Origin of the sequence: Streptomyces sp. NPDC051740 (assembly GCF_044453165.1) — a bacterium.
GTDB classification, from domain to species: domain Bacteria; phylum Actinomycetota; class Actinomycetes; order Streptomycetales; family Streptomycetaceae; genus Streptomyces; species Streptomyces atrovirens.
On sequence record NZ_JBITCL010000001.1, the window covers coordinates 207,600 to 228,102 of the forward strand.

The following is a 20,503-nucleotide window of genomic DNA, read 5'->3' on the forward strand; positions in this document are numbered from 1 at the left end:
GGGAGCGGCCATGGACACGGAGGACGCGGAGGACACGGCCCGCCGACTGCGCTTGATCGGGGACGAGTTGTCGGAGCGGTTCTACGAACGCGCCGACGTCGTACGGACGTTGCTGGTGACCCTGCTGGCCGGGCAGCACTCGTTGCTGCTCGGACCGCCCGGGACGGCGAAGTCCGAGATGGCGCGGGAGCTCACGGGCCGGATCGAGGGCGCGGCCTACTGGGAGATCCTGCTGTCGAAGTTCACCGCGCCGACGCGGATGTTCGGCCCCATCGACGTCGCCGCGCTGGCCCGGGGCGAGTACCGCCAGGTCTACGACGGCCGCGCCACCACCGCCCACGTCGCCTTCATCGACGAGATCTTCAAATGCTCCACGGCGGCGCTGAACGAGACCCTGGGCTACCTCAACGAGCGGATCTACCACCCCGAGAACGGCGGCGAACCGATCCGCTGCCCCCTCATCGGGGCCATCACCGCCAGCAACGAACTCCCCACGGGGGAGGACTCGGCCGCGATCTACGACCGGCTGCTGGTGCGGATCGAGGTCGGCTACCTGGAGGACCCCTCGAACTTCGCCGCGCTCGTCCGCTCCGCCGTCCACCGCCCGACCGCCCCGGCCCGGACGGCCATCGAGCTGACCGCGCTGCGGCACGCCGTGACCGAGGCCGTACCGGCCGTCGATGTCCCCGACGCGATCGTGGACGCGGTGTGCACCCTGCGGGCCGCCCTGCGCCGAAAGGAACTCGTCGCCTCCGACCGCCGCTGGCGGCAGGCGGTGGGCCTGCTCCAGGCATCCGCGTACCTCGACGGCCGTACGGCGGTCGCCGAGACCGACCTGCCGGTGCTGACCCATGTGCTGTGGGACTCCCCGGCCCAGCGCCCGACCGTCGAACGCGAGGTGCTGCACCTGGTGAACCCCGACGCCAAGGAGGCGCTCGACCTGGCCGACACCATCGAGGAACTGGAGGCCCAGCTCGACGCCATGGCCGGACAGTCCCGCGAGGCGCTGAGCGAGTGGGTCATCAAGAAGGCGCACCACCAGCTCGCCACGGCGGGCAGACGGCTGGAGAAGCTGCGTGCCGAGGCGGTGGGCGCCGGCCGCTCGACCACCGCCATCGACCGGGTCACCGGCCGCCAGCGCGCCGTCCGCGCCCGCGTCCTCACCGAGGCCCTCGGCGTGGACGCGAGCACGGTGCAGGCGCAGCTCTGAGCGGCACCATGGACGAGCTCGCGACCAGGGCCGGGGCATGGCTCGCCCGGCCTGCCACTACTGTCGAACGACACACCGCCGTCGTGGTCGCGGACCGGTTCGACCGCGTCACCTGGCACGACACCTACGAGCAGTCGTCCGCCCTGCGCGATCTGGCGGCGGAGCTGGGCGGCCACCACGGCCACCACGGTCACCACGGTCACCACACCACCGACCTCCTCACCGACGTGTTCCTGGCCGCCTACAAGGCCGGCCCGCGGCTGCGCGAACCGGCCGCGATGGACCCCTCCCGGCTGGTCAACCACCAGATCATGACCGCATTGACGGAGTCACCGGAGTTCGCCGGGCTGCGCCGGGAGACGGCCGGCGATCCCTACGCCGCCGCCATGGCCGTACTCGCCCAGGCCGGAGCGCTGCGCGGACTGCTGGAGCGCGCCCGGGACGCGCAGGAGCGGGGCGAGCGGGCGAAACAGGCGCAGCGGGCCGCCGCAGCGGCGGCGACCGCCGTGGACGAGACGCTCCAGGAAGCCGCCGAGGAGGCCACCGAGGAGGCCGGCACCGCGCGGGCCGCCGACGCCGTACGCCGGGCGATCGAGACCGCCGAGGCAGCCGAGGCAGCCGAGGCCGCGGCACGGCAGGCGGCCCGGGCCGCCGCGACGGCCGTCCCCGGAATCCGCGCCACCGCACGCGGCGCTGCGGCGAGGGCCGCGGAGACCGTCCGGCGGGAGGCCGCGCTGATGCGGGCGTGGGGAGTCGGATCCGGCGAACTGGAGCGGATGCCGTTCGCCGAGCGGGCCCGGCTCGCCGAACGGCTGCGCACCGGCCGCCTCGCCCAGTGGGCCGACCTGATCGGCCGCTTCCGGCAGATGGCCGACGGCGAGCGTGCCCGCAAGGTGGAGAACGCCACCGGGGAACTGGTCGGCGTCACCCTCGGCGACGACCTCTCCCGCGTCGTCCCCTCCGAACTGGCCCACCTCGGCCTGCCCGAGCTGCGCGCGGTGTTCGCCGCCCGCTACGCCGCCGGGGAACTGACGCTCTACGACAGCCGGGGTGAGCAGACCACCGGCCGGGGCGCGATCATCGCGTGCGTGGACACCTCGCACTCCATGTACGAGGAGGGGCCGGGCGGAATCACCCGGGAGGCCTGGTCCAAGGCGTGCGCCCTGGCCCTGCTCGACCAGGCCCGCGCCGCGGGACGTGACTTCGTCGGCATCCTGTTCTCCGCCCCCGGCAGACTCCAGGTCTTCCGCTTCCCGGCGGACGAGCCGGCCCCCGTCGACCGGACCGTGGACTTCGCCGAGACCTTCCTCGGCGGCGGCACCAGCTACCAGACCCCGCTGTCGGCGGCGGGCGAGCTGCTGGAGGCGGAATTCGACGACACCGCCCGCATGCGCGGCGACATCGTGATGATCACCGACGACGACTGCGGCGTCACCGAGCAGTGGACGCGCACCTGGAACGACACCCGGCACCGGCTCGGCTTCCGGGTCTTCGGCCTGGTCATCGGCGCCCCGCGCGCCGCCGCGGCCGACTCGGTCCTTCAGGCCCTGTGCGACAACCTCCGCCTCATCGAGGACCTCACCGACGTCCACACCACCGCCGACCTCTTCCGCGTGATCTGACCTCCGGGAGTCGAGAGTGATCGTCCACCGTTGGACGCGTCGTGTGGGCTGCTGCTTAGCTGAGCGGAGGACCGCGCCAGGTCGACAGTGAGCGAAAGAGGTGCCCGCGGTGGACACTCCCCGTCTTGAAGAGGTGCGACTGACCTCCTTCAAGAGCTTCACCGACCAGCGCCTGCCCTTACAGGATCTGACCGTGCTGATCGGGCGGAACGGCAGTGGGAAGTCCAACGCGCTCGACGGGCTGATGGTGTTGTCCCGGCTGGCGCTGGGCGAGCCGGTGCGGGACGCGCTGGACGGGCCCCGCACCGGAGGAGAGGAGCCGATCCGGGGCGGCGCCGAGGGGTGTGCGCCGCTCGGGGAGGACCGTTTCGCGCTCGGGTGCCGGGTGCGGTCGGGCGAGGCGGTCTTCGATCTGGACGTGGTGATCGCGGTCTCTCCCGAAGTGCGCATCCTCCGTGAGGAGCTGACGGCGGTCGAGGGCGTGCCCTATGCGGGCCGCCGGCTGGCGGCAGGTCGTTCTCTCCTGACGAGCGACGCACCGGACGCACGCCGCAGTGACCTCAACGTCCGCTACTTCAACGGGCGGCGCGGTCTCGATCCGGGGGTACCGTTCGCCGCCGACAGGCTGCTGGCCGGGCAGGTGCCGGTGAGGCTGCCCGCGACCACCGAGGCCACGAAGCTCGTACACCGAGCGGCGCGGGACGTGCTCGCCGTTCTGCGGGACGTCTTCCTCCTCGACCCGGTTCCGCATCTCATGAGGCAGTACGTCAATGCGCGCGACGCGGAACTCAGACGCAGCGCCGACAACCTGAGCGCGGCGGTCGCCGGCCTGGCCAAGACCGACCCCGCCGCTTTCGACAGGCTCACGGAGCTGGTGGCGGGTATGCCCGAGTACCCGGTACGGGGGGTGAGTAGCGTCGGTACCAGGTTGGGGGACGTGCAGCTGGTACTGCGCGAGGCGGGATATCACGGAGCGGAGCACGACGTTCCGGCGCGGCTCCTGAGCGACGGCATGCTGCGGTTCCTGGCCTTCGGTACCGCCTTGCTGAGCGCGCCCGTCTCCGACGGTGGAGCCGAACCGCTCCTGACGCAGCGGCACCTGGTGATCGAGGAGATCGAGAACGGTCTCTATCCCACCCAGGCCGCACGGGTACTGCGCCTGATGAAGGAGGAGTCCCAGCGGCGTCGCATCGACGTGCTCTTCACCACCCACAGCCCGGCCCTGCTCAACTCCCTGAACGCGCAGGACCATCCGGGAGTCGTCGTGTGCAGCCGGGACCCGGAGTCGGGGGAGAGCCGGCTGACCCGCCTCACGGAACTGCCCGGCTATGTCGACCTCCTGGCCGCAGGTGACCTCGGCGACGCGGTGACCAAGGGGCGCCTGCCGGATGCCGTGCGTCCCCGGGAAGAGGGCGTGACGAGTGTCGAGGACTTCCTGAGGAGCCTGTGAGTCCGTGAGCAGACAGCAACGGTCCGGGCTGCGGCTCCCCGTCGTCGACTTCCTGGACACGTCCGTCTTCGTCGAGATCCTCGGCGTACCCCACATGGACGGCCACCGCGACGAAGTCCTGTCGGAGATGGACGCCCGGCTGAAGGCCAAGGTGCGCTTCGTGCTGCCGACCGCGACCGTGATCGAGACCGGCAATCACGTCTTCCAGATCAAGAACGGTGACGCCCGCCGGAAGTGTGCCGCGGTCTTCATGAGCATGTTGCGCAAGACCGCGAACGGGGAGGCGCCCTGGGTGCTGCACGAGCGGACCTGGGACGGTGCCTTCCTCGCCTCGCTCTGTGACGGCGGTACCACGGGCATGGACCTGGCCACGCACGCCGTACGGCAGCAGCTGGGCACCGGCGACCTGAGCATCGTCTCCGAGCGGGACCTGTACGCGGACCGGGCGAGGGCCGAGGTCCGCATCTGGACACTGGAGGCCACGATGGGGACGTGGGCCGAGCTGCCCTGAGTCTGGTGTGTACGGTCCTCTCGTCGTCGGTCACCGGGGCGGGGCGTCGGGCCGGGATCCGGTGGGTCCGGTCCCCACCTCGGCCCAGACGGTCTTGAGCGGGGGCGGGCCGGGGGCGACTCCCCAGCGGTCGGCGAGAGCGTCCACGAGCAGCAGGCCGCGGCCGGACTCGGACTCGGCGTCGGTGGCGGCGGCGGAGCGCTGCGGGCGCGGCAGCCGGTCACCGCGCGTGTCGGTGACCTCGACGCGGAGGGTGTCGCCGACGACGTACAGCAGCAGCCGGAAGTCCCGGCCGGGGACGCGGCCGTGGGTGACGGCGTTGGCCGCCAGCTCCGCGACGATGAGCTCCGCCGGATGCGGCGGCAGCCCCCACGTGCGCAGCTGCTCGGTGGCGAGCAGCCGGGCGGCCACTCCCAGCGAGCCACAACACGGCAGAGAGCTATCAGCCACACCCGGCCCTCCCGGGCCACCTAACAACTTACGGAGAGCTATGAGCACGCCGGAACTCCACTGGTTCAAGAGCAGCTACAGCGACAGCAGCAACGGCAACGACTGCATCGAAATCGCCCCCACCCCCACCACCGTCCACGTCCGCGACTCCAAGAACGCATCCGGCCCGCGACTCGCGCTCACGCCGAGGGCGTGGGCCGCGTTCGTCGCGCCGTTCGGCTCGGAGCGTACGCCCGACTGATCACGACGGCGCAAGCTCCGTACCCTCCGTGACCTCATGTTTCCCGTGAGGGGCGGTTTGCTCCGTCATGCCGTGCCGAGTGTCGCGACTCGGTGAGATCGTCCGGCAGGGAATGATCTCTGGCGCTCAGGAGATTCGCGGGTTGCCCGGCAACGTGTCCTGGAGCGGTGAACCGCGATTCCGGCGCTCCGGCGTTTGATCCCCGTCACCTTCCGGGTAATCTCTTCCGCCCGATTGGCCAGCCCCGGTCCCCGTGTGGCAAACTGTCGGAGTTGCTCGGTCGAGTGTTGATGCTGCGCGCCTCCCGTCGGGAGGACCGGAAGCGAGTCCCACAGTACTCGTCGTCCCTGATGAGGGGCGGACGTACGGGAATCTTTCGGGAAGCGTATGCGCAGCGCCGGCCAGGCGCCCGGTGGGCCTTTCGCCCCCGGTCCGCGGTTCTGGTAGGGCCGTGTCAATCCCGCGGGGATGTTCGAAACAAGGGACATTCATGTCAGCGGGAGTGCGACACGCCCGACCGCGTGGGTCGGAGGACGAGACCTGGAGCATCGGGTTCCAGAGCGTAAAGAGAGACAGGACTACGGAGTAGCCATGGCGGGACAGAAGATCCGCATCCGGCTCAAGGCCTACGACCACGAGGTCATCGACTCTTCGGCGAAGAAGATCGTCGAGACGGTGACTCGCACTGGTGCGTCGGTCGCGGGCCCGGTGCCGCTGCCCACTGAGAAGAACGTGTACTGCGTCATCAAGTCGCCGCACAAGTACAAGGACTCGCGCGAGCACTTCGAGATGCGCACGCACAAGCGCCTGATCGACATCCTCGACCCGACCCCCAAGACCGTTGACTCTCTGATGCGACTCGACCTCCCGGCCGGTGTCGACATCGAGATCAAGCTCTGAAGGCCGGTGATCTGAGAATGGCTAAGCAGATCAAGGGCATCCTGGGCGAGAAGCTCGGCATGACGCAGGTGTGGGACGAGAACAACCGTGTTGTTCCGGTCACCGTCGTCAAGGCCGGCCCCAACGTCGTCACCCAGGTCCGCACGAACGACGTCGACGGCTACGAGTCGGTCCAGATCGCCTTCGGCGAGATCGACCCGCGCAAGGTGAACAAGCCCCTCAAGGGCCACTTCGCCAAGGCCGACGTCACCCCCCGTCGTCACCTCGTCGAGATCCGCACCGCGGACGCCTCCGAGTACACGCTGGGCCAGGAAGTCACCGCTGAGGTCTTCGAGTCGGGCGTGAAGGTCGACGTCACCGGCAAGAGCAAGGGCAAGGGCTTCGCCGGTGTCATGAAGCGTCACAACTTCAAGGGCCTCGGCGCCGGTCACGGCACCCAGCGCAAGCACCGCTCGCCGGGCTCCATCGGTGGCTGCGCCACCCCGGGCCGCGTGTTCAAGGGCCTCCGCATGGCGGGTCGCATGGGCAACGAGCGGGTCACCACCCAGAACCTGACCGTCCACGCCGTTGACGCGGAGAAGGGTCTGCTGCTCATCAAGGGCGCGGTTCCCGGTCCGAACGGCGGCCTCGTCCTGGTCCGCACCGCGGCCAAGGGGGCCTGAGGTAACCGATGAGCACTGTTGACATCCTTTCGCCTGCGGGCGAGAAGACCGGTAGCGTCGAGCTCCCCGCGGAGATCTTCGGCGTGGAGAAGATCAGCATTCCGCTGATCCACCAGGTCGTCGTCGCGCAGAACGCCGCTGCCCGCCAGGGCACGCACAAGACCAAGCGTCGCGGCGAGGTCCGTGGTGGCGGCAAGAAGCCGTACCGCCAGAAGGGCACCGGCCGCGCCCGTCAGGGCTCGACCCGCGCGCCGCAGTTCGCCGGTGGTGGCGTCGTGCACGGTCCCGTGCCGCGCGACTACTCCCAGCGCACCCCCAAGAAGATGAAGGCTGCCGCCCTGCGTCACGCCCTCACCGACCGGGCGCGCCACAACCGCATTCACGTCGTCACCGGCGTGATCGAGGGCGAGACCCCCTCCACGAAGGCCGCCAGGTCGCTGTTCGGCAAGATCTCGGAGCGCAAGAACCTGCTCCTGGTCGTCGACCGCGCCGACGAGGCCGCGTGGCTGTCCGCCCGCAACCTGCCCCAGGTCCACATCCTGGAGCCGGGCCAGCTGAACACGTACGACGTTCTCGTCTCGGACGACGTGGTCTTCACCAAGGCCGCTTTCGAGTCCTTCGTCGCCGGCCCGAACAAGGCCAACGACAACGAAGGGAGCGAGGTCTGATGGCTGCCCGTCACCCCTCGATCGCCTCGAAGGCCGCCAAGGCGGCCAAGGCTGCGCGTGTCGCCAAGGCGCGCCGCCACGAGGCCGAAGGCAAGAACACCGTCGTCACCCCGGCGAGCAAGGCGTTCACGGACCCCCGTGACGTCCTGCTGAAGCCGGTCGTGTCGGAGAAGAGCTACGCGCTCATCGACGAGAACAAGTACACGTTCATCGTCGCGCCGGGCTCCAACAAGACCCAGATCAAGGAGGCCGTCCAGGCGGTCTTCGAGGTCAAGGTCACCGGGGTCAACACGATCAACCGCATCGGCAAGCGCAAGCGCACCAAGACCGGTTTCGGTCAGCGTGCGGCGACCAAGCGCGCGATCGTGACCCTCGCCGAGGGCGACCGTATCGACATCTTCGGCGGTCCGACCGCGTAAGCGGTCAGGATCGTTCGATATCGGACGAGGACTGAGAAATGGGTATCCGCAAGTACAAGCCGACGACTCCGGGCCGTCGTGGCTCCAGCGTCGCCGACTTCGTCGAGGTCACGCGGTCCACGCCGGAGAAGTCGCTGGTCCGTCCCCTGCACAGCAAGGGCGGCCGTAACAATTCCGGTCGTGTGACCGTCCGCCACCAGGGCGGTGGCCACAAGCGCGCCTACCGAGTGATCGACTTCCGTCGTCACGACAAGGACGGCGTGCCGGCGAAGGTCGCGCACATCGAGTACGACCCCAACCGCACCGCGCGCATCGCGCTGCTGCACTACGCCGACGGCGAGAAGCGCTACATCCTCGCCCCGCGCAACCTGCAGCAGGGCGACCGCGTCGAGAACGGTCCCGGGGCCGACATCAAGCCGGGCAACAACCTGGCCCTCCGCAACATCCCGGTCGGTACCACGATCCACGCGATCGAGCTCCGTCCCGGTGGTGGCGCCAAGTTCGCCCGCTCCGCCGGTGCCTCCGTGCAGCTGCTCGCGAAGGAGGGCACGATGGCCCACCTGCGCATGCCGTCCGGAGAGATCCGCCTGGTCGACCAGCGCTGCCGCGCCACGGTCGGCGAGGTCGGCAACGCCGAGCAGTCGAACATCAACTGGGGCAAGGCCGGCCGTAAGCGGTGGCTGGGCGTCCGCCCGACCGTCCGTGGTGTCGTCATGAACCCGGTCGACCACCCGCACGGTGGTGGTGAGGGCCGGACCTCCGGTGGCCGCCACCCCGTGTCCCCGTGGGGCAAGAAGGAAGGCCGTACTCGTTCGCCCAAGAAGGCGTCGAACAAGTACATCGTCCGCCGCCGCAAGACGAACAAGAAGCGCTAAGGACGGGTTGAGATGCCTCGTAGCTTGAAGAAGGGACCCTTCGTCGACGACCACCTGATCAAGAAGGTGGACGTCCAGAACGAAGCCGGTACCAAGAACGTCATCAAGACCTGGTCCCGTCGCTCGATGATCGTCCCGGCGATGCTGGGCCACACGATCGCGGTGCACAACGGCAAGACCCACATCCCGGTGTTTGTCACCGAGTCGATGGTCGGCCACAAGCTCGGCGAGTTCTCGCCGACCCGCACCTTCCGGGGCCACGTCAAGGACGACCGGAAGTCGAAGCGCCGCTAGTCGGCGGGGTGCAATCGACCATGACAGACACTGAAGGGACAACCATGGAAGCCAGGGCCCAGGCGCGGTACATCCGCGTCACGCCCATGAAGGCCCGCCGCGTGGTGGACCTCATCCGTGGCATGAGTGCCACGGAGGCTCAGGCGGTCCTGCGTTTCGCCCCGCAGGCCGCGAGCGTGCCGGTCGGCAAGGTGCTGGACAGCGCCATCGCCAACGCCGCGCACAACTACGACCACACCGACGCCGACAGCCTCGTCATTTCCGAGGCGTACGTCGACGAGGGCCCGACCCTGAAGCGGTTCCGTCCGCGTGCCCAGGGCCGCGCCTACCGGATCCGCAAGCGGACCAGCCACATCACCGTGGTCGTCAGCAGCAAGGAAGGAACCCGGTAATGGGCCAGAAGGTTAACCCGCATGGGTTCCGGCTCGGCATCACCACCGACTTCAAGTCGCGTTGGTACGCCGACAAGCTGTACAAGGACTACGTCAAGGAAGACGTCGCCATCCGTCGGATGATGACGTCCGGCATGGAGCGCGCCGGCATCTCGAAGGTGGAGATCGAGCGCACCCGTGACCGCGTGCGTGTGGACATCCACACCGCCCGTCCCGGCATCGTCATCGGCCGCCGCGGCGCCGAGGCCGACCGCATCCGCGGTGACCTGGAGAAGCTGACCGGCAAGCAGGTCCAGCTGAACATCCTCGAGGTCAAGAGCCCGGAGACGGACGCTCAGCTGGTGGCCCAGGCCGTCGCCGAGCAGCTCTCCTCCCGCGTCTCCTTCCGTCGCGCCATGCGCAAGAGCATGCAGGGCACGATGAAGGCCGGCGCCAAGGGCATCAAGATCCAGTGCGGTGGCCGCCTCGGTGGTGCCGAGATGTCCCGCTCGGAGTTCTACCGCGAGGGCCGTGTGCCCCTGCACACGCTCCGCGCGAACGTGGACTACGGCTTCTTCGAGGCCAAGACGACCTTCGGCCGCATCGGTGTGAAGGTCTGGATCTACAAGGGCGACGTCAAGAACATCGCCGAGGTCCGCGCCGAGAACGCCGCTGCCCGTGCGGGTAACCGCCCGGCCCGCGGTGGCGCCGACCGCCCGGCCCGTGGTGGCCGCGGTGGCGAGCGTGGCGGCCGCGGCCGCAAGCCGCAGCAGGCTCCCGCTGCCGAGGCCCCCAAGGCCGAGGCTCCGGCTGCCGCTCCGGCTGAGAGCACCGGAACGGAGGCCTGACCGACATGCTGATCCCCCGTAGGGTCAAGCACCGCAAGCAGCACCACCCGAAGCGCCGTGGCATGGCCAAGGGCGGTACGACGGTTGCGTTCGGCGAGTACGGCATCCAGGCCCTCACGCCGGCGTACGTGACCAACCGCCAGATCGAGGCGGCCCGTATCGCGATGACCCGCCACATCAAGCGTGGTGGCAAGGTCTGGATCAACATCTACCCGGACCGCCCGCTCACGAAGAAGCCGGCCGAGACCCGCATGGGTTCCGGTAAGGGTTCGCCGGAGTGGTGGATCGCGAACGTGCACCCGGGCCGGGTCATGTTCGAGCTGTCCTACCCCAACGAGAAGATCGCCCGTGAGGCCCTCACTCGCGCAGCCCACAAGCTGCCGATGAAGTGCCGGATCGTCAAGCGCGAGGCAGGTGAAGCGTGATGTCGGCCGGTACCAAGGCGTCCGAGCTGCGCGAGCTGGGTGACGAGGAGCTTCTGGCGAAGCTCCGCGAAGCCAAGGAAGAGCTGTTCAACCTCCGCTTCCAGGCGGCGACCGGGCAGCTCGAGAACCATGGCCGTCTGAAGGCGGTCCGCAAGGACATCGCGCGGATCTACACCCTGATGCGCGAGCGTGAGCTGGGCATCGAAACGGTGGAGAACGCCTGATGAGCGAGAACAACGTGACTGAGACGAACACCGAGGCGCGGGGCGACCGCAAGACCCGTGAGGGCATCGTCGTCAGCGACAAGATGGACAAGACCGTCGTCGTCGCTGTCGAGGACCGCAAGAAGCACGCGCTGTACGGCAAGGTCATCCGCAGCACGAGCAAGCTCAAGGCCCACGACGAGCAGAACGCCGCCGGCATCGGCGACCGCGTCCTCCTGATGGAGACCCGGCCGCTGTCCGCCACGAAGCACTGGCGCGTCGTCGAGATCCTCGAGAAGGCCAAGTAGGTAGTTCCCGCAAGGGAATTCCCACAAGTACGTTCCTGCGGGGCATTCCTCGCAGGACAGTTCCGCCAGGCTCCGACGGGGTTGAGCGATCGACCCCGTCGGGGAACCGGCAGACAAACAGGAGATAGACGTGATCCAGCAGGAGTCGCGGCTGCGTGTCGCCGACAACACGGGTGCGAAGGAAGTCCTCTGCATCCGTGTGCTCGGTGGCTCGGGCCGCCGCTACGCGGGCATCGGTGACGTCATCGTCGCCACCGTCAAGGACGCGATCCCCGGTGGCAACGTGAAGAAGGGTGACGTCGTCAAGGCGGTCATCGTTCGCACCGTCAAGGAGCGCCGCCGTCCGGACGGCTCGTACATCCGCTTCGACGAGAACGCCGCCGTCATTCTGAAGAACGACGGCGACCCTCGCGGCACCCGTATCTTCGGCCCGGTCGGCCGTGAGCTGCGCGAGAAGAAGTTCATGAAGATCATCTCCCTCGCGCCGGAGGTGCTGTGAGCATGAAGATCAAGAAGGGCGACCTGGTCCAGGTCATCACCGGTAAGGACAAGGGCAAGCAGGGCAAGGTCATCGCGGCCTACCCCCGCGAGGACCGTGTCCTGGTCGAGGGTGTCAACCGGGTCAAGAAGCACACCAAGGCCGGCCCGACCGCAGGCGGTTCGCAGGCCGGCGGCATCGTGACCACCGAGGCCCCGGTCCACGTCTCCAACGTCCAGCTGGTCGTGGAGAAGGACGGCAACAAGGTCGTCACGCGCGTCGGTTACCGCTTCGACGACGAAGGCAACAAGATCCGCGTTGCCAAGCGGACGGGTGAGGACATCTGATGACGACCACCACCAGCCCGCGTCTGAAGACGAAGTACCGCGAGGAGATCGCGGGCAAGCTGCGTGAGCAGTTCTCCTACGAGAACGTCATGCAGGTTCCCGGCCTCGTCAAGATCGTGGTCAACATGGGTGTGGGCGACGCCGCCCGCGACTCCAAGCTGATCGAGGGCGCCATCCGCGACCTCACCACGATCACCGGTCAGAAGCCGGCCGTCACCAAGGCCCGCAAGTCCATCGCGCAGTTCAAGCTGCGTGAGGGCCAGCCGATCGGTGCCCACGTCACGCTCCGTGGCGACCGCATGTGGGAGTTCCTGGACCGCACCCTGTCGCTCGCGCTGCCGCGCATCCGCGACTTCCGCGGCCTGTCCCCCAAGCAGTTCGACGGCCGTGGCAACTACACCTTCGGTCTCACGGAGCAGGTCATGTTCCACGAGATCGACCAGGACAAGATCGACCGCACCCGGGGTATGGACATCACCGTGGTGACCACGGCGACCAACGACGAAGAGGGCCGCGCCCTTCTCCGTCACCTCGGCTTCCCCTTCAAGGAGGCGTGAGCGAGATGGCGAAGAAGGCTCTGATCGCGAAGGCTGCTCGCAAGCCCAAGTTCGGCGTGCGTGGCTACACCCGCTGCCAGCGCTGTGGCCGCCCGCACTCCGTGTACCGCAAGTTCGGCCTGTGCCGCGTGTGCCTTCGTGAGATGGCTCACCGTGGCGAGCTGCCGGGCGTGACCAAGAGCTCCTGGTAGTCCCGGTAATTCCGGACTCCCAGGGCTCTCGGTAAGCAATGGGAACGGCAGGAGGCCCGCTCCGTATGGCTTAGGCTTGCGGGGTTGGGCACCTGCCGTGCCCGTACGACTTACTACGCCGTAGGTCCACCGCGCCGCACCCGTCCCGTCTCGGATCGGGGAGAGGGATGGCGCACCAGGAAACCCCGGCGAGAGAGGCCGAAGGCCAATTCATGACCATGACTGATCCGATCGCAGACATGCTTACGCGTCTGCGGAACGCGAACTCGGCGTACCACGACTCCGTGGCGATGCCGCACTCGAAGATCAAGTCGCACATCGCGGAGATCCTCCAGCAGGAGGGCTTCATCACGGGCTGGAAGACCGAGGACGCCGAGGTCGGCAAGAACCTCGTCCTCGAGCTGAAGTTCGGCCCGAACCGTGAGCGCTCCATCGCGGGCATCAAGCGGATCTCCAAGCCCGGTCTCCGGGTGTACGCGAAGTCCACCAACCTGCCGAAGGTGCTCGGCGGCCTGGGCGTGGCGATCATCTCCACGTCGCACGGGCTCCTCACCGACAAGCAGGCCGGCAAGAAGGGCGTGGGTGGGGAAGTCCTCGCCTACGTCTGGTAGCGGAAGGGAACGGAGGAAACAGCTATGTCGCGCATCGGCAAGCTCCCCATCGCGGTTCCCGCCGGCGTGGACGTCACCATCGACGGCCGTACGGTCTCGGTCAAGGGCCCCAAGGGCACGCTGACCCACACCGTCGTGGCACCGATCGAGATCGTCAAGGGTGAGGACGGCGTGCTCAACGTCACCCGCCCCAACGACGAGCGTCAGAACAAGGCCCTTCACGGCCTGTCCCGCACGCTGGTGGCGAACATGATCACCGGCGTGACCCAGGGTTACGTGAAGAAGCTCGAGATCAGCGGTGTCGGTTACCGCGTTGTCGCCAAGGGTTCGAACCTGGAGTTCTCCCTCGGCTACAGCCACTCGATCACCGTCGAGGCGCCCGAGGGCATCACCTTCAAGGTCGAGGCTCCGACCCGTTTCTCGGTCGAGGGCATCGACAAGCAGAAGGTCGGCGAGGTTGCGGCCAACATCCGCAAGCTGCGCAAGCCCGACCCGTACAAGGCCAAGGGCGTCAAGTACGAGGGCGAAGTCATCCGCCGCAAGGTCGGAAAGGCGGGTAAGTAAGCCATGGCATACGGGCAGAAGATCCTCAAGGGCGACGCCTACAAGCGCGCCGCGATCAAGCGCCGTCACATCCGGATCCGCAAGCGGATCGCGGGTACCGCGGAGCGTCCCCGTCTGGTCGTGACCCGCTCCAACCGCCACATCGTGGCGCAGGTGATCGACGACCTGAAGGGTCACACCCTGGCGTCGGCGTCCACCCTGGACGCGTCGGTCCGCGGTGGCGAGGGCGACAAGTCCGCGCAGGCCAAGCAGGTCGGCGCCCTGGTCGCCGAGCGTGCCAAGGCCGCCGGTGTCGAGGCCGTCGTGTTCGACCGTGGTGGTAACCAGTACGCCGGGCGCATCGCCGCTCTGGCGGACGCCGCCCGCGAAGCCGGCCTGAAGTTCTAGAGCCGCCCGTCGCGGTAGCGACTTATGTTGCTGCGAGCTAGCGGAAACAGAGAGAGGTAATTCCAATGGCTGGACCCCAGCGCCGCGGTGGCGGTGCCGGTGGCGGCGAGCGGCGGGACCGGAAGGGCCGTGACGGCGGCGCAGCTGCCGCCGAGAAGACCGCGTACGTTGAGCGCGTCGTCGCGATCAACCGCGTCGCCAAGGTTGTGAAGGGTGGTCGTCGCTTCAGCTTCACCGCGCTGGTCGTGGTGGGCGACGGTGACGGCACCGTGGGTGTCGGATACGGCAAGGCCAAGGAGGTGCCGGCCGCCATCGCCAAGGGTGTTGAGGAGGCCAAGAAGCACTTCTTCAAGGTCCCCCGCATCCAGGGCACCATCCCGCACCCCATCCAGGGTGAGAAGGCTGCCGGCGTCGTGCTGCTCAAGCCCGCGTCCCCGGGTACCGGCGTGATCGCCGGTGGTCCGGTGCGCGCCGTGCTCGAGTGCGCCGGTATCCACGACGTGCTGTCGAAGTCGCTCGGCTCCGACAACCAGATCAACATCGTGCACGCGACCGTGGCGGCCCTCAAGGGCCTGCAGCGTCCCGAGGAGATCGCGGCCCGCCGTGGTCTGCCGCTCGAGGACGTCGCCCCCGCGGCTCTTCTCCGTGCGCGTGCCGGGGCGGGTGCGTAATCATGGCGCAGCTCAAGATTACGCAGGTCAAGTCCTACATCGGCAGCAAGCAGAACCACCGTGACACGCTGCGCTCGCTTGGCCTGAAGAAGGTCAACGACGTGGTCGTCAAGGAGGACCGCCCCGAGTTCCGCGGCATGGTGCACACCGTCCGCCACCTCGTGACGGTCGAGGAGGTCGACTGATCATGGCGGAGAACAACCCGCTCAAGATCCACAACCTCCGTCCCGCCCCCGGCGCCAAGACCGCCAAGACCCGTGTCGGTCGTGGTGAGGCGTCGAAGGGTAAGACGGCCGGTCGTGGTACGAAGGGCACCAAGGCCCGTTACCAGGTTCCGGAGCGCTTCGAGGGTGGCCAGATGCCCCTCCACATGCGCCTCCCGAAGCTGAAGGGCTTCAAGAACCCGTTCAAGACCGAGTACCAGGTCGTGAACCTCGACAAGCTGGCCGCGCTCTACCCCGAGGGTGGCGAGGTCACCGTCGAGGGCCTCGTGGCCAAGGGTGCCGTGCGCAAGAACAGCCTTGTCAAGGTCCTGGGCCAGGGCGAGGTCTCCGTGGCGCTGCAGGTGACGGTCGACGCCGTCTCCGGCTCCGCCAAGGAGAAGATCACCGCCGCCGGCGGTACCGTCACCGAGCTCGTCTGACCCTTTCAGGTGTCTCGATGACGTAGAGCGATCCCGACCGGGGATACCCCACAAATGGGGTATCCCCGGTTGGTCGTTCCTAGGGCGGCAGTCTCGCCGGTAAGGTGGCCTGCGCAGCCCGCCGACCTCGGGCGCCCCAATGGGGCACTCAGGACGGCAGTTGACCGTTACGTATTCGTCCTTAGTCGGAATCTCAAGACCGTCACCCTTGACGCAGTTGCGCGGGGGGTCGCAGGAGGCACCGTGCTCACCGCGTTCGCCCGGGCGTTCAAGACGCCCGACCTGCGCAAGAAGCTGCTCTTCACGCTCGGCATCATCGTGGTGTACCGCATCGGCACCAACGTTCCCATCCCGGGCGTCGACTACCGCAACGTCCAGACCTGTATCGACGCGGCCGAAGCGAACCAGGGGTTCTTCGGCATCGTCAACATGTTCAGCGGTGGCGCGCTGCTCCAGATCACGGTCTTCGCGCTGGGCATCATGCCGTACATCACGGCGAGCATCATTCTGCAGCTGCTGACCGTCGTGATCCCGCGTCTGGAAGCCCTCAAGAAGGAGGGCCAGGCCGGTACGGCGAAGATCACTCAGTACACCCGTTACCTGACGGTCGCGCTGGCCATCCTGCAGGGCACCGGCCTGGTGGCCACCGCCCGCAGCGGCTCCCTCTTCCAGGGCTGCCCGGTCGCGAGCCAGATCGTCCCGGACCAGTCGATCTTCGTGACCATCACCATGGTCGTCACCATGACCGCCGGTACGGCCGTCGTCATGTGGCTCGGTGAGCTCATCACCGACCGCGGCATCGGCAACGGCATGTCGATCCTGATGTTCATCTCGATCGCCGCGACCTTCCCCTCCGCCCTGTGGGCCATCAAGGAGCAGGGCAGCCTCGCGGACGGCTGGATCGAGTTCGGCACCGTCATGCTCGTCGGGTTCGTCATGGTCGGCCTGGTCGTCTTCGTCGAGCAGGCCCAGCGCCGGATCCCCGTGCAGTACGCGAAGCGCATGGTCGGCCGCCGTTCCTACGGCGGCACGTCGACCTACATCCCGCTGAAGGTGAACCAGGCGGGCGTGATCCCCGTCATCTTCGCCTCGTCGCTGCTGTACATTCCGGCGCTGATCGTCCAGTTCACCAGCTCGACGGCGGGCTGGGCGACGTGGGTCGAGACGAATCTCGCCGACCCCGGGGCCACGGCGCACATCGTTCTGTACTTCCTCCTGATCGTGTTCTTCGCCTTCTTCTACGTGGCGATCTCCTTCAACCCCGAGGAAGTCGCCGACAACATGAAGAAGTATGGTGGCTTCATCCCGGGCATCCGGGCTGGCCGACCGACCGCTGAGTACCTCAGCTACGTACTCAACCGGATCACCTGGCCGGGTTCGCTGTACTTGGGTCTGATCTCTCTCGTGCCGACAATGGCGTTGGCTGGTTTCGGGGCGAACCAGAACTTCCCGTTCGGCGGGACCAGCATCCTGATCATCGTGGGTGTCGGTCTCGAGACCGTGAAGCAGATCGAGAGCCAGCTCCAGCAGCGCAATTACGAAGGGTTCCTCCGCTGATGCGAATCGTCCTCGTCGGGCCGCCGGGTGCCGGTAAGGGTACGCAGGCCACCCGCCTTGCCGAGAAACTGCGCATCCCGCACATCTCCACGGGCGACCTGTTCCGCGCCAACATCAGCCGGCAGACCGAGCTGGGGAAGCTCGCGAAGTCCTACATGGACGCGGGCAATCTCGTCCCCGACGAGGTCACCATCGCCATGGCCAAGGACCGCATGGAGCAGCCCGACGCCGAGGGCGGCTTCCTGCTGGACGGCTTCCCGCGCAATGTGTCGCAGGCCGAGGCGCTGGACGAGCTGCTGCAGACCGAGGGCATCGAGCTGGACGCGGTCCTCGATCTGGAGGCTCCCGAGGACGAGGTCGTCAAGCGGATCGCCGGCCGGCGGATCTGCCGCAACGAGTCCGCGCACGTGTTCCACGTGACGTACAGCCCGCCGAAGCAGGAGGGCGTGTGTGACGTCTGCGGTGGTGAGCTGTACCAGCGGGACGACGACTCCGAGGAGACCGTGCGGACGCGGCTGGAGGTCTACCACACGCAGACCGAGCCGATCATCGACTACTACAAGGCGCAGGGACTTGTCGTCACCATCTCCGCGATGGGGGCGGTCGACGAGGTCACGGGGCGGGCGCTGGAGGCGCTGAAGAGCGGTAAGTAGTTTTCTGTACGTCGGTCGCAGCCGCGGTTCCTTTGCGCAAGGGGCCGCGGCTGTGGCTTGGCGGGGGTGGGGTTGCGCGGCCCGGCGCTTACGAGGTGCCGTCGCGCCCACCCGTGCCGCCCCAGCGGCACGACTGCCCGCGGATTGCGGGGCATGCGGCGTGATCGCCTGCGGGAGCGGGGCTGGGGCCCCGTATCGTTGGAAGTGTTCGTTTCCTCGCCTGGTCCCAGAAAGGCCGTCGTCCCCCATGGTGCAGATCAAGAGCCCTGAGCAGATCGCCAAGATGCGTGAGGCGGGGTTGGTGGTCGCCGCCATCCACGCGGCCACCCGTGAGGCCGCCGTGCCCGGGGCCACGACGAGGGATCTGGACCAGGTCGCCCGCAAGGTGCTCGCGGAGCACGACGCCAAGCCGAACTTCCTCGGCTACGGCGGCTTCCCCGCGACGATCTGCACCTCGGTGAACGACGTCGTCGTCCACGGCATCCCCTCCGACGACGTCGTCCTCAAGGACGGCGACATCATCTCCATCGACTGCGGCGCGATCATCGACGGCTGGCACGGCGACGCCGCGTACACCGCGTTCGTCGGGTCCGGCCACTCCCCGGAGCTGGTCGAGCTGTCCCGGGTGACCGAGGAGTCGATGTGGGCCGGCATCGCGGCCATGAAGCAGGGCAACCGGCTCGTCGACATCTCCCGCGCGATCGAGACGTACATCCGCCGCCAGCCCAAGCCGGGCGGCGGCAAGTACGGGATCATCGAGGACTACGGCGGCCACGGCATCGGCACCGAGATGCACATGGACCCGCACCTGCTGAACTACGTCGAGCGCAAGCGGGGCAAGGGCCCCAAGCTGGTCCCGGGCTTCTGCCTCGCCATCGAGCCGATGGTCTCCCTGGGCACCCCGAAGACGAAGGTCCTCTCCGACGACTGGACGGTCATCACCACCGACGGCACCTGGTCCTCCCACTGGGAGCACTCGGTCGCCCTCACCGAGCAGGGCCCCCTGGTCCTGACGGCCCCCGACGGCGGCAAGGCGAAGCTCGCGGAGATGGGCATCACGGCCGCGCCGGATCCGCTCGGCTGACGGCCGGCTCCGGGCGGTCCGCCGGCCGGAGGCCGGCGCAGCCGCCCGAAGCCCGTGAGGCGCCCCGGGCGTCGAGCCCGCGAGAGCGGCGTCAAGGGACGGGTTCCGCCCGGTTAAGGATCAGCTTCGTGGGGCAGACTTCCCCGATTCGTTTTTCCGGGTGCGCTGACGTAGACTGACTCGTCGGCTCTTGTGCACCCGCATGTCTGCATCTGCTACACACGGTGCACGCCAGAGTCGATCAAGGTAGTCGATTCGAAGGGCGAAGCGTGGCCAAGAAGCAAGGTGCCATCGAGATCGAGGGCACTGTCGTCGAGTCTCTTCCGAACGCCATGTTCAGGGTCGAGCTCCAGAACGGCCACCAGGTCCTGGCACACATCAGCGGCAAGATGCGCATGCACTACATCCGCATCCTCCCTGACGACCGGGTCGTGGTGGAGCTGTCTCCGTACGACCTGACGCGTGGCCGGATCGTCTACCGGTACAAGTAGATCTTGCCCGCTCCCCGGCCCGCCGGGGTGATGGCACTGACCCGGAGAACCTCACACCCATGAAGGTCAAGCCGAGCGTCAAGAAGATCTGCGACAAGTGCAGGGTGATCCGCCGTCACGGCCGGGTCATGGTCATCTGCGAGAACCCGCGCCACAAGCAGCGCCAGGGCTGACCGCAGCACGATCGACCCTCTGCGACTTCCGCAGAAATTCGCGCGACGCGAGCAACACACGTTCATACGCAGGTCCCGAGCCGCACGGCTCGACACCCCCGGCTCGGAGGCCGGGGACCCGGCCCGTACCTGGTACGGCGGGCTGGGATCCGGTCCTGTGGAAGACCTCCGACAATCAACTGGAGCCATTGAATGGCACGCGTTTCCGGTGTTGACATCCCGCGCGAAAAGCGCGTGGAGATCGCCCTCACCTACGTGTTCGGCATCGGCCGGACCCTTTCGCAGCAGACGCTGGCCGCCACCGGCGTCGACCCGAACACCCGCGTTCGCGACCTCTCCGAGGAGCAGCTCGTCGCGATCCGTGAGTTCGTGGACAACAACATCAAGACCGAGGGTGACCTCCGTCGCGAGATCCAGGCCGACATCCGCCGCAAGGTCGAGATCGGCACCTACCAGGGTCTGCGTCACCGTCGCGGCCTGCCCGTCCGCGGTCAGCGCACCAGCACCAACGCGCGTACCCGCAAGGGCCCGCGTCGCGCCATCGCCGGCAAGAAGAAGCCGGGCAAGAAGTAGTCCGCAGCGGACTCGCCGTCCAGCGGTCTTCGCTGTAGGACCGACCACCTCCCGTAGGAGAACGAC

Annotated in this window: 33 protein-coding genes; 32 read left to right on the forward strand and 1 reads right to left on the reverse strand. The window is 68.0% G+C overall.

Annotation, left to right across the window (positions count from 1 at the left end; genetic code table 11):
• Positions 1-10: 10 nt before the first annotated feature.
• From ACIA6T_RS01005 to ACIA6T_RS01020, 4 genes are all read left to right on the forward strand, one after another.
• Positions 11-1,210 carry an AAA family ATPase gene (locus ACIA6T_RS01005; RefSeq protein ID WP_399444457.1) on the forward strand — a complete coding sequence of 400 codons (1,200 nt, stop codon included), beginning with the start codon at positions 11-13 and terminating at the stop codon, positions 1,208-1,210.
• A gap of 8 nt (positions 1,211-1,218) precedes the next feature.
• On the forward strand, positions 1,219-2,832 hold the full coding sequence (locus ACIA6T_RS01010) for a VWA domain-containing protein (RefSeq protein WP_399444458.1): 1,614 nt from the start codon (positions 1,219-1,221) through the stop codon (positions 2,830-2,832).
• Positions 2,833-2,941: 109 nt separating this feature from the next.
• Positions 2,942-4,282, forward strand: a complete 1,341-nt coding sequence (locus tag ACIA6T_RS01015) for an AAA family ATPase (RefSeq protein WP_399444459.1) — start codon at positions 2,942-2,944, stop codon at positions 4,280-4,282.
• Between the two features lie 4 nt (positions 4,283-4,286).
• Positions 4,287-4,793, forward strand: a complete 507-nt coding sequence (locus ACIA6T_RS01020; RefSeq protein WP_399444460.1) for a hypothetical protein — start codon at positions 4,287-4,289, stop codon at positions 4,791-4,793.
• 30 nt (positions 4,794-4,823) lie between these two features.
• Here ACIA6T_RS01020 and ACIA6T_RS01025 read toward each other — a convergent pair whose 3' ends face one another.
• Positions 4,824-5,243 carry an ATP-binding protein gene (locus ACIA6T_RS01025; RefSeq protein ID WP_399444461.1) on the reverse strand — a complete coding sequence of 140 codons (420 nt, stop codon included), beginning with the start codon at positions 5,241-5,243 and terminating at the stop codon, positions 4,824-4,826.
• Positions 5,244-5,283: 40 nt separating this feature from the next.
• On the opposite strand from ACIA6T_RS01025, the gene ACIA6T_RS01030 reads away from it, so the two are divergent.
• The 28 genes from ACIA6T_RS01030 (at position 5,284) to rpsM (ending at position 20,437) form a co-directional block, all read left to right on the forward strand.
• The gene (locus ACIA6T_RS01030) at positions 5,284-5,484 is read left to right on the forward strand and encodes a DUF397 domain-containing protein (RefSeq protein WP_399444462.1); all 201 of its coding nucleotides are present in this window, start codon (positions 5,284-5,286) and stop codon (positions 5,482-5,484) included.
• A gap of 591 nt (positions 5,485-6,075) precedes the next feature.
• Positions 6,076-6,384, forward strand: a complete 309-nt coding sequence (gene rpsJ / locus ACIA6T_RS01035) for a 30S ribosomal protein S10 (RefSeq protein WP_003948644.1) — start codon at positions 6,076-6,078, stop codon at positions 6,382-6,384.
• 17 nt (positions 6,385-6,401) lie between these two features.
• Positions 6,402-7,046 carry a 50S ribosomal protein L3 gene (rplC, locus tag ACIA6T_RS01040; protein WP_030046373.1) on the forward strand — a complete coding sequence of 215 codons (645 nt, stop codon included), beginning with the start codon at positions 6,402-6,404 and terminating at the stop codon, positions 7,044-7,046.
• 8 nt (positions 7,047-7,054) lie between these two features.
• Positions 7,055-7,714: a 50S ribosomal protein L4 gene (gene rplD / locus ACIA6T_RS01045; RefSeq protein WP_399444463.1), complete on the forward strand. Its 660-nt coding sequence runs from the start codon at positions 7,055-7,057 to the stop codon at positions 7,712-7,714.
• The gene (gene rplW / locus ACIA6T_RS01050; RefSeq protein ID WP_037929565.1) at positions 7,714-8,133 is read left to right on the forward strand and encodes a 50S ribosomal protein L23; all 420 of its coding nucleotides are present in this window, start codon (positions 7,714-7,716) and stop codon (positions 8,131-8,133) included. The genes rplD and rplW overlap by 1 nt, the downstream gene beginning before the upstream one ends.
• A 38-nt stretch (positions 8,134-8,171) precedes the next feature.
• Positions 8,172-9,008, forward strand: coding sequence for a 50S ribosomal protein L2 (gene rplB / locus ACIA6T_RS01055; protein ID WP_030220992.1), 837 nt, complete (start codon positions 8,172-8,174; stop codon positions 9,006-9,008).
• A gap of 12 nt (positions 9,009-9,020) precedes the next feature.
• The gene (gene rpsS, locus ACIA6T_RS01060) at positions 9,021-9,302 is read left to right on the forward strand and encodes a 30S ribosomal protein S19 (protein WP_003948639.1); all 282 of its coding nucleotides are present in this window, start codon (positions 9,021-9,023) and stop codon (positions 9,300-9,302) included.
• A gap of 44 nt (positions 9,303-9,346) precedes the next feature.
• Positions 9,347-9,694 (forward strand): 50S ribosomal protein L22, encoded by a 348-nt coding sequence (rplV, locus tag ACIA6T_RS01065; RefSeq protein WP_014054168.1) that lies wholly within the window; start codon positions 9,347-9,349, stop codon positions 9,692-9,694.
• Positions 9,694-10,521 carry a 30S ribosomal protein S3 gene (gene rpsC, locus ACIA6T_RS01070; RefSeq protein ID WP_030220998.1) on the forward strand — a complete coding sequence of 276 codons (828 nt, stop codon included), beginning with the start codon at positions 9,694-9,696 and terminating at the stop codon, positions 10,519-10,521. The genes rplV and rpsC overlap by 1 nt, the downstream gene beginning before the upstream one ends.
• A gap of 5 nt (positions 10,522-10,526) precedes the next feature.
• Positions 10,527-10,946, forward strand: a complete 420-nt coding sequence (gene rplP / locus ACIA6T_RS01075) for a 50S ribosomal protein L16 (RefSeq protein WP_007443989.1) — start codon at positions 10,527-10,529, stop codon at positions 10,944-10,946.
• Complete coding sequence (gene rpmC, locus ACIA6T_RS01080; RefSeq protein WP_030831683.1) at positions 10,946-11,170, forward strand: 50S ribosomal protein L29; 225 nt, start codon at positions 10,946-10,948, stop codon at positions 11,168-11,170. The genes rplP and rpmC overlap by 1 nt, the downstream gene beginning before the upstream one ends.
• A complete protein-coding gene (rpsQ, locus tag ACIA6T_RS01085; RefSeq protein WP_145867743.1) occupies positions 11,170-11,457 on the forward strand; it encodes a 30S ribosomal protein S17 in 288 nt (95 codons plus the stop codon). Before rpmC ends, rpsQ begins: the two co-directional genes overlap by 1 nt.
• A 130-nt stretch (positions 11,458-11,587) precedes the next feature.
• The gene (gene rplN, locus ACIA6T_RS01090) at positions 11,588-11,956 is read left to right on the forward strand and encodes a 50S ribosomal protein L14 (protein ID WP_030831680.1); all 369 of its coding nucleotides are present in this window, start codon (positions 11,588-11,590) and stop codon (positions 11,954-11,956) included.
• Positions 11,957-11,958: 2 nt separating this feature from the next.
• Complete coding sequence (rplX, locus tag ACIA6T_RS01095) at positions 11,959-12,282, forward strand: 50S ribosomal protein L24 (protein ID WP_030831677.1); 324 nt, start codon at positions 11,959-11,961, stop codon at positions 12,280-12,282.
• Positions 12,282-12,839, forward strand: a complete 558-nt coding sequence (gene rplE / locus ACIA6T_RS01100; RefSeq protein ID WP_384722778.1) for a 50S ribosomal protein L5 — start codon at positions 12,282-12,284, stop codon at positions 12,837-12,839. Before rplX ends, rplE begins: the two co-directional genes overlap by 1 nt.
• Before the next feature lie 5 nt (positions 12,840-12,844).
• Complete coding sequence (locus tag ACIA6T_RS01105) at positions 12,845-13,030, forward strand: type Z 30S ribosomal protein S14 (RefSeq protein WP_003948630.1); 186 nt, start codon at positions 12,845-12,847, stop codon at positions 13,028-13,030.
• A gap of 212 nt (positions 13,031-13,242) precedes the next feature.
• Positions 13,243-13,641 (forward strand): 30S ribosomal protein S8, encoded by a 399-nt coding sequence (gene rpsH / locus ACIA6T_RS01110; protein WP_030831671.1) that lies wholly within the window; start codon positions 13,243-13,245, stop codon positions 13,639-13,641.
• 24 nt (positions 13,642-13,665) lie between these two features.
• On the forward strand, positions 13,666-14,205 hold the full coding sequence (gene rplF, locus ACIA6T_RS01115) for a 50S ribosomal protein L6 (protein WP_073932757.1): 540 nt from the start codon (positions 13,666-13,668) through the stop codon (positions 14,203-14,205).
• Between the two features lie 3 nt (positions 14,206-14,208).
• A complete protein-coding gene (gene rplR / locus ACIA6T_RS01120; protein ID WP_030860987.1) occupies positions 14,209-14,592 on the forward strand; it encodes a 50S ribosomal protein L18 in 384 nt (127 codons plus the stop codon).
• Between the two features lie 65 nt (positions 14,593-14,657).
• Positions 14,658-15,263 (forward strand): 30S ribosomal protein S5, encoded by a 606-nt coding sequence (gene rpsE / locus ACIA6T_RS01125; protein WP_189558415.1) that lies wholly within the window; start codon positions 14,658-14,660, stop codon positions 15,261-15,263.
• 2 nt (positions 15,264-15,265) lie between these two features.
• Complete coding sequence (gene rpmD, locus ACIA6T_RS01130) at positions 15,266-15,448, forward strand: 50S ribosomal protein L30 (RefSeq protein WP_004984515.1); 183 nt, start codon at positions 15,266-15,268, stop codon at positions 15,446-15,448.
• A 2-nt stretch (positions 15,449-15,450) separates the two neighbouring features.
• Positions 15,451-15,906 (forward strand): 50S ribosomal protein L15, encoded by a 456-nt coding sequence (gene rplO / locus ACIA6T_RS01135; protein WP_006140897.1) that lies wholly within the window; start codon positions 15,451-15,453, stop codon positions 15,904-15,906.
• Positions 15,907-16,149: 243 nt separating this feature from the next.
• Entirely contained in the window at positions 16,150-17,463 is a 1,314-nt protein-coding gene (gene secY / locus ACIA6T_RS01140) for a preprotein translocase subunit SecY (RefSeq protein WP_399444464.1), read from the forward strand.
• Positions 17,463-18,116 carry an adenylate kinase gene (locus ACIA6T_RS01145; protein WP_399444465.1) on the forward strand — a complete coding sequence of 218 codons (654 nt, stop codon included), beginning with the start codon at positions 17,463-17,465 and terminating at the stop codon, positions 18,114-18,116. The genes secY and ACIA6T_RS01145 overlap by 1 nt, the downstream gene beginning before the upstream one ends.
• Positions 18,117-18,363: 247 nt before the next feature.
• A complete protein-coding gene (gene map, locus ACIA6T_RS01150) occupies positions 18,364-19,200 on the forward strand; it encodes a type I methionyl aminopeptidase (protein ID WP_399444466.1) in 837 nt (278 codons plus the stop codon).
• A gap of 269 nt (positions 19,201-19,469) precedes the next feature.
• Positions 19,470-19,691, forward strand: a complete 222-nt coding sequence (infA, locus tag ACIA6T_RS01155) for a translation initiation factor IF-1 (RefSeq protein WP_004927214.1) — start codon at positions 19,470-19,472, stop codon at positions 19,689-19,691.
• 59 nt (positions 19,692-19,750) lie between these two features.
• Positions 19,751-19,864: a 50S ribosomal protein L36 gene (rpmJ, locus tag ACIA6T_RS01160; protein WP_003998809.1), complete on the forward strand. Its 114-nt coding sequence runs from the start codon at positions 19,751-19,753 to the stop codon at positions 19,862-19,864.
• 192 nt (positions 19,865-20,056) lie between these two features.
• Positions 20,057-20,437, forward strand: a complete 381-nt coding sequence (rpsM, locus tag ACIA6T_RS01165) for a 30S ribosomal protein S13 (RefSeq protein ID WP_006140893.1) — start codon at positions 20,057-20,059, stop codon at positions 20,435-20,437.
• Positions 20,438-20,503: the final 66 nt, after the last annotated feature.

What these genes read in the sequence shown, in the direction of transcription:
- ACIA6T_RS01005 (WP_399444457.1), top strand. Translation starts at nt 11, where the DNA reads ATGGACACGGAGGACGCGGAGGACACGGCCCGCCGACTGCGCTTGATC.
- ACIA6T_RS01010 (WP_399444458.1), top strand. Translation starts at nt 1,219, where the DNA reads ATGGACGAGCTCGCGACCAGGGCCGGGGCATGGCTCGCCCGGCCTGCC.
- ACIA6T_RS01030 (WP_399444462.1), top strand. Translation starts at nt 5,284, where the DNA reads ATGAGCACGCCGGAACTCCACTGGTTCAAGAGCAGCTACAGCGACAGC.
- rpsJ (WP_003948644.1), top strand. Translation starts at nt 6,076, where the DNA reads ATGGCGGGACAGAAGATCCGCATCCGGCTCAAGGCCTACGACCACGAG.
- rplC (WP_030046373.1), top strand. Translation starts at nt 6,402, where the DNA reads ATGGCTAAGCAGATCAAGGGCATCCTGGGCGAGAAGCTCGGCATGACG.
- rplD (WP_399444463.1), top strand. Translation starts at nt 7,055, where the DNA reads ATGAGCACTGTTGACATCCTTTCGCCTGCGGGCGAGAAGACCGGTAGC.
- rplW (WP_037929565.1), top strand. Translation starts at nt 7,714, where the DNA reads ATGGCTGCCCGTCACCCCTCGATCGCCTCGAAGGCCGCCAAGGCGGCC.
- rplB (WP_030220992.1), top strand. Translation starts at nt 8,172, where the DNA reads ATGGGTATCCGCAAGTACAAGCCGACGACTCCGGGCCGTCGTGGCTCC.
- rpsS (WP_003948639.1), top strand. Translation starts at nt 9,021, where the DNA reads ATGCCTCGTAGCTTGAAGAAGGGACCCTTCGTCGACGACCACCTGATC.
- rplV (WP_014054168.1), top strand. Translation starts at nt 9,347, where the DNA reads ATGGAAGCCAGGGCCCAGGCGCGGTACATCCGCGTCACGCCCATGAAG.
- rpsC (WP_030220998.1), top strand. Translation starts at nt 9,694, where the DNA reads ATGGGCCAGAAGGTTAACCCGCATGGGTTCCGGCTCGGCATCACCACC.
- rplP (WP_007443989.1), top strand. Translation starts at nt 10,527, where the DNA reads ATGCTGATCCCCCGTAGGGTCAAGCACCGCAAGCAGCACCACCCGAAG.
- rpmC (WP_030831683.1), top strand. Translation starts at nt 10,946, where the DNA reads ATGTCGGCCGGTACCAAGGCGTCCGAGCTGCGCGAGCTGGGTGACGAG.
- rpsQ (WP_145867743.1), top strand. Translation starts at nt 11,170, where the DNA reads ATGAGCGAGAACAACGTGACTGAGACGAACACCGAGGCGCGGGGCGAC.
- rplX (WP_030831677.1), top strand. Translation starts at nt 11,959, where the DNA reads ATGAAGATCAAGAAGGGCGACCTGGTCCAGGTCATCACCGGTAAGGAC.
- rplE (WP_384722778.1), top strand. Translation starts at nt 12,282, where the DNA reads ATGACGACCACCACCAGCCCGCGTCTGAAGACGAAGTACCGCGAGGAG.
- ACIA6T_RS01105 (WP_003948630.1), top strand. Translation starts at nt 12,845, where the DNA reads ATGGCGAAGAAGGCTCTGATCGCGAAGGCTGCTCGCAAGCCCAAGTTC.
- rpsH (WP_030831671.1), top strand. Translation starts at nt 13,243, where the DNA reads ATGACCATGACTGATCCGATCGCAGACATGCTTACGCGTCTGCGGAAC.
- rplF (WP_073932757.1), top strand. Translation starts at nt 13,666, where the DNA reads ATGTCGCGCATCGGCAAGCTCCCCATCGCGGTTCCCGCCGGCGTGGAC.
- rplR (WP_030860987.1), top strand. Translation starts at nt 14,209, where the DNA reads ATGGCATACGGGCAGAAGATCCTCAAGGGCGACGCCTACAAGCGCGCC.
- rpsE (WP_189558415.1), top strand. Translation starts at nt 14,658, where the DNA reads ATGGCTGGACCCCAGCGCCGCGGTGGCGGTGCCGGTGGCGGCGAGCGG.
- rpmD (WP_004984515.1), top strand. Translation starts at nt 15,266, where the DNA reads ATGGCGCAGCTCAAGATTACGCAGGTCAAGTCCTACATCGGCAGCAAG.
- rplO (WP_006140897.1), top strand. Translation starts at nt 15,451, where the DNA reads ATGGCGGAGAACAACCCGCTCAAGATCCACAACCTCCGTCCCGCCCCC.
- ACIA6T_RS01145 (WP_399444465.1), top strand. Translation starts at nt 17,463, where the DNA reads ATGCGAATCGTCCTCGTCGGGCCGCCGGGTGCCGGTAAGGGTACGCAG.
- map (WP_399444466.1), top strand. Translation starts at nt 18,364, where the DNA reads ATGGTGCAGATCAAGAGCCCTGAGCAGATCGCCAAGATGCGTGAGGCG.
- rpmJ (WP_003998809.1), top strand. Translation starts at nt 19,751, where the DNA reads ATGAAGGTCAAGCCGAGCGTCAAGAAGATCTGCGACAAGTGCAGGGTG.
- rpsM (WP_006140893.1), top strand. Translation starts at nt 20,057, where the DNA reads ATGGCACGCGTTTCCGGTGTTGACATCCCGCGCGAAAAGCGCGTGGAG.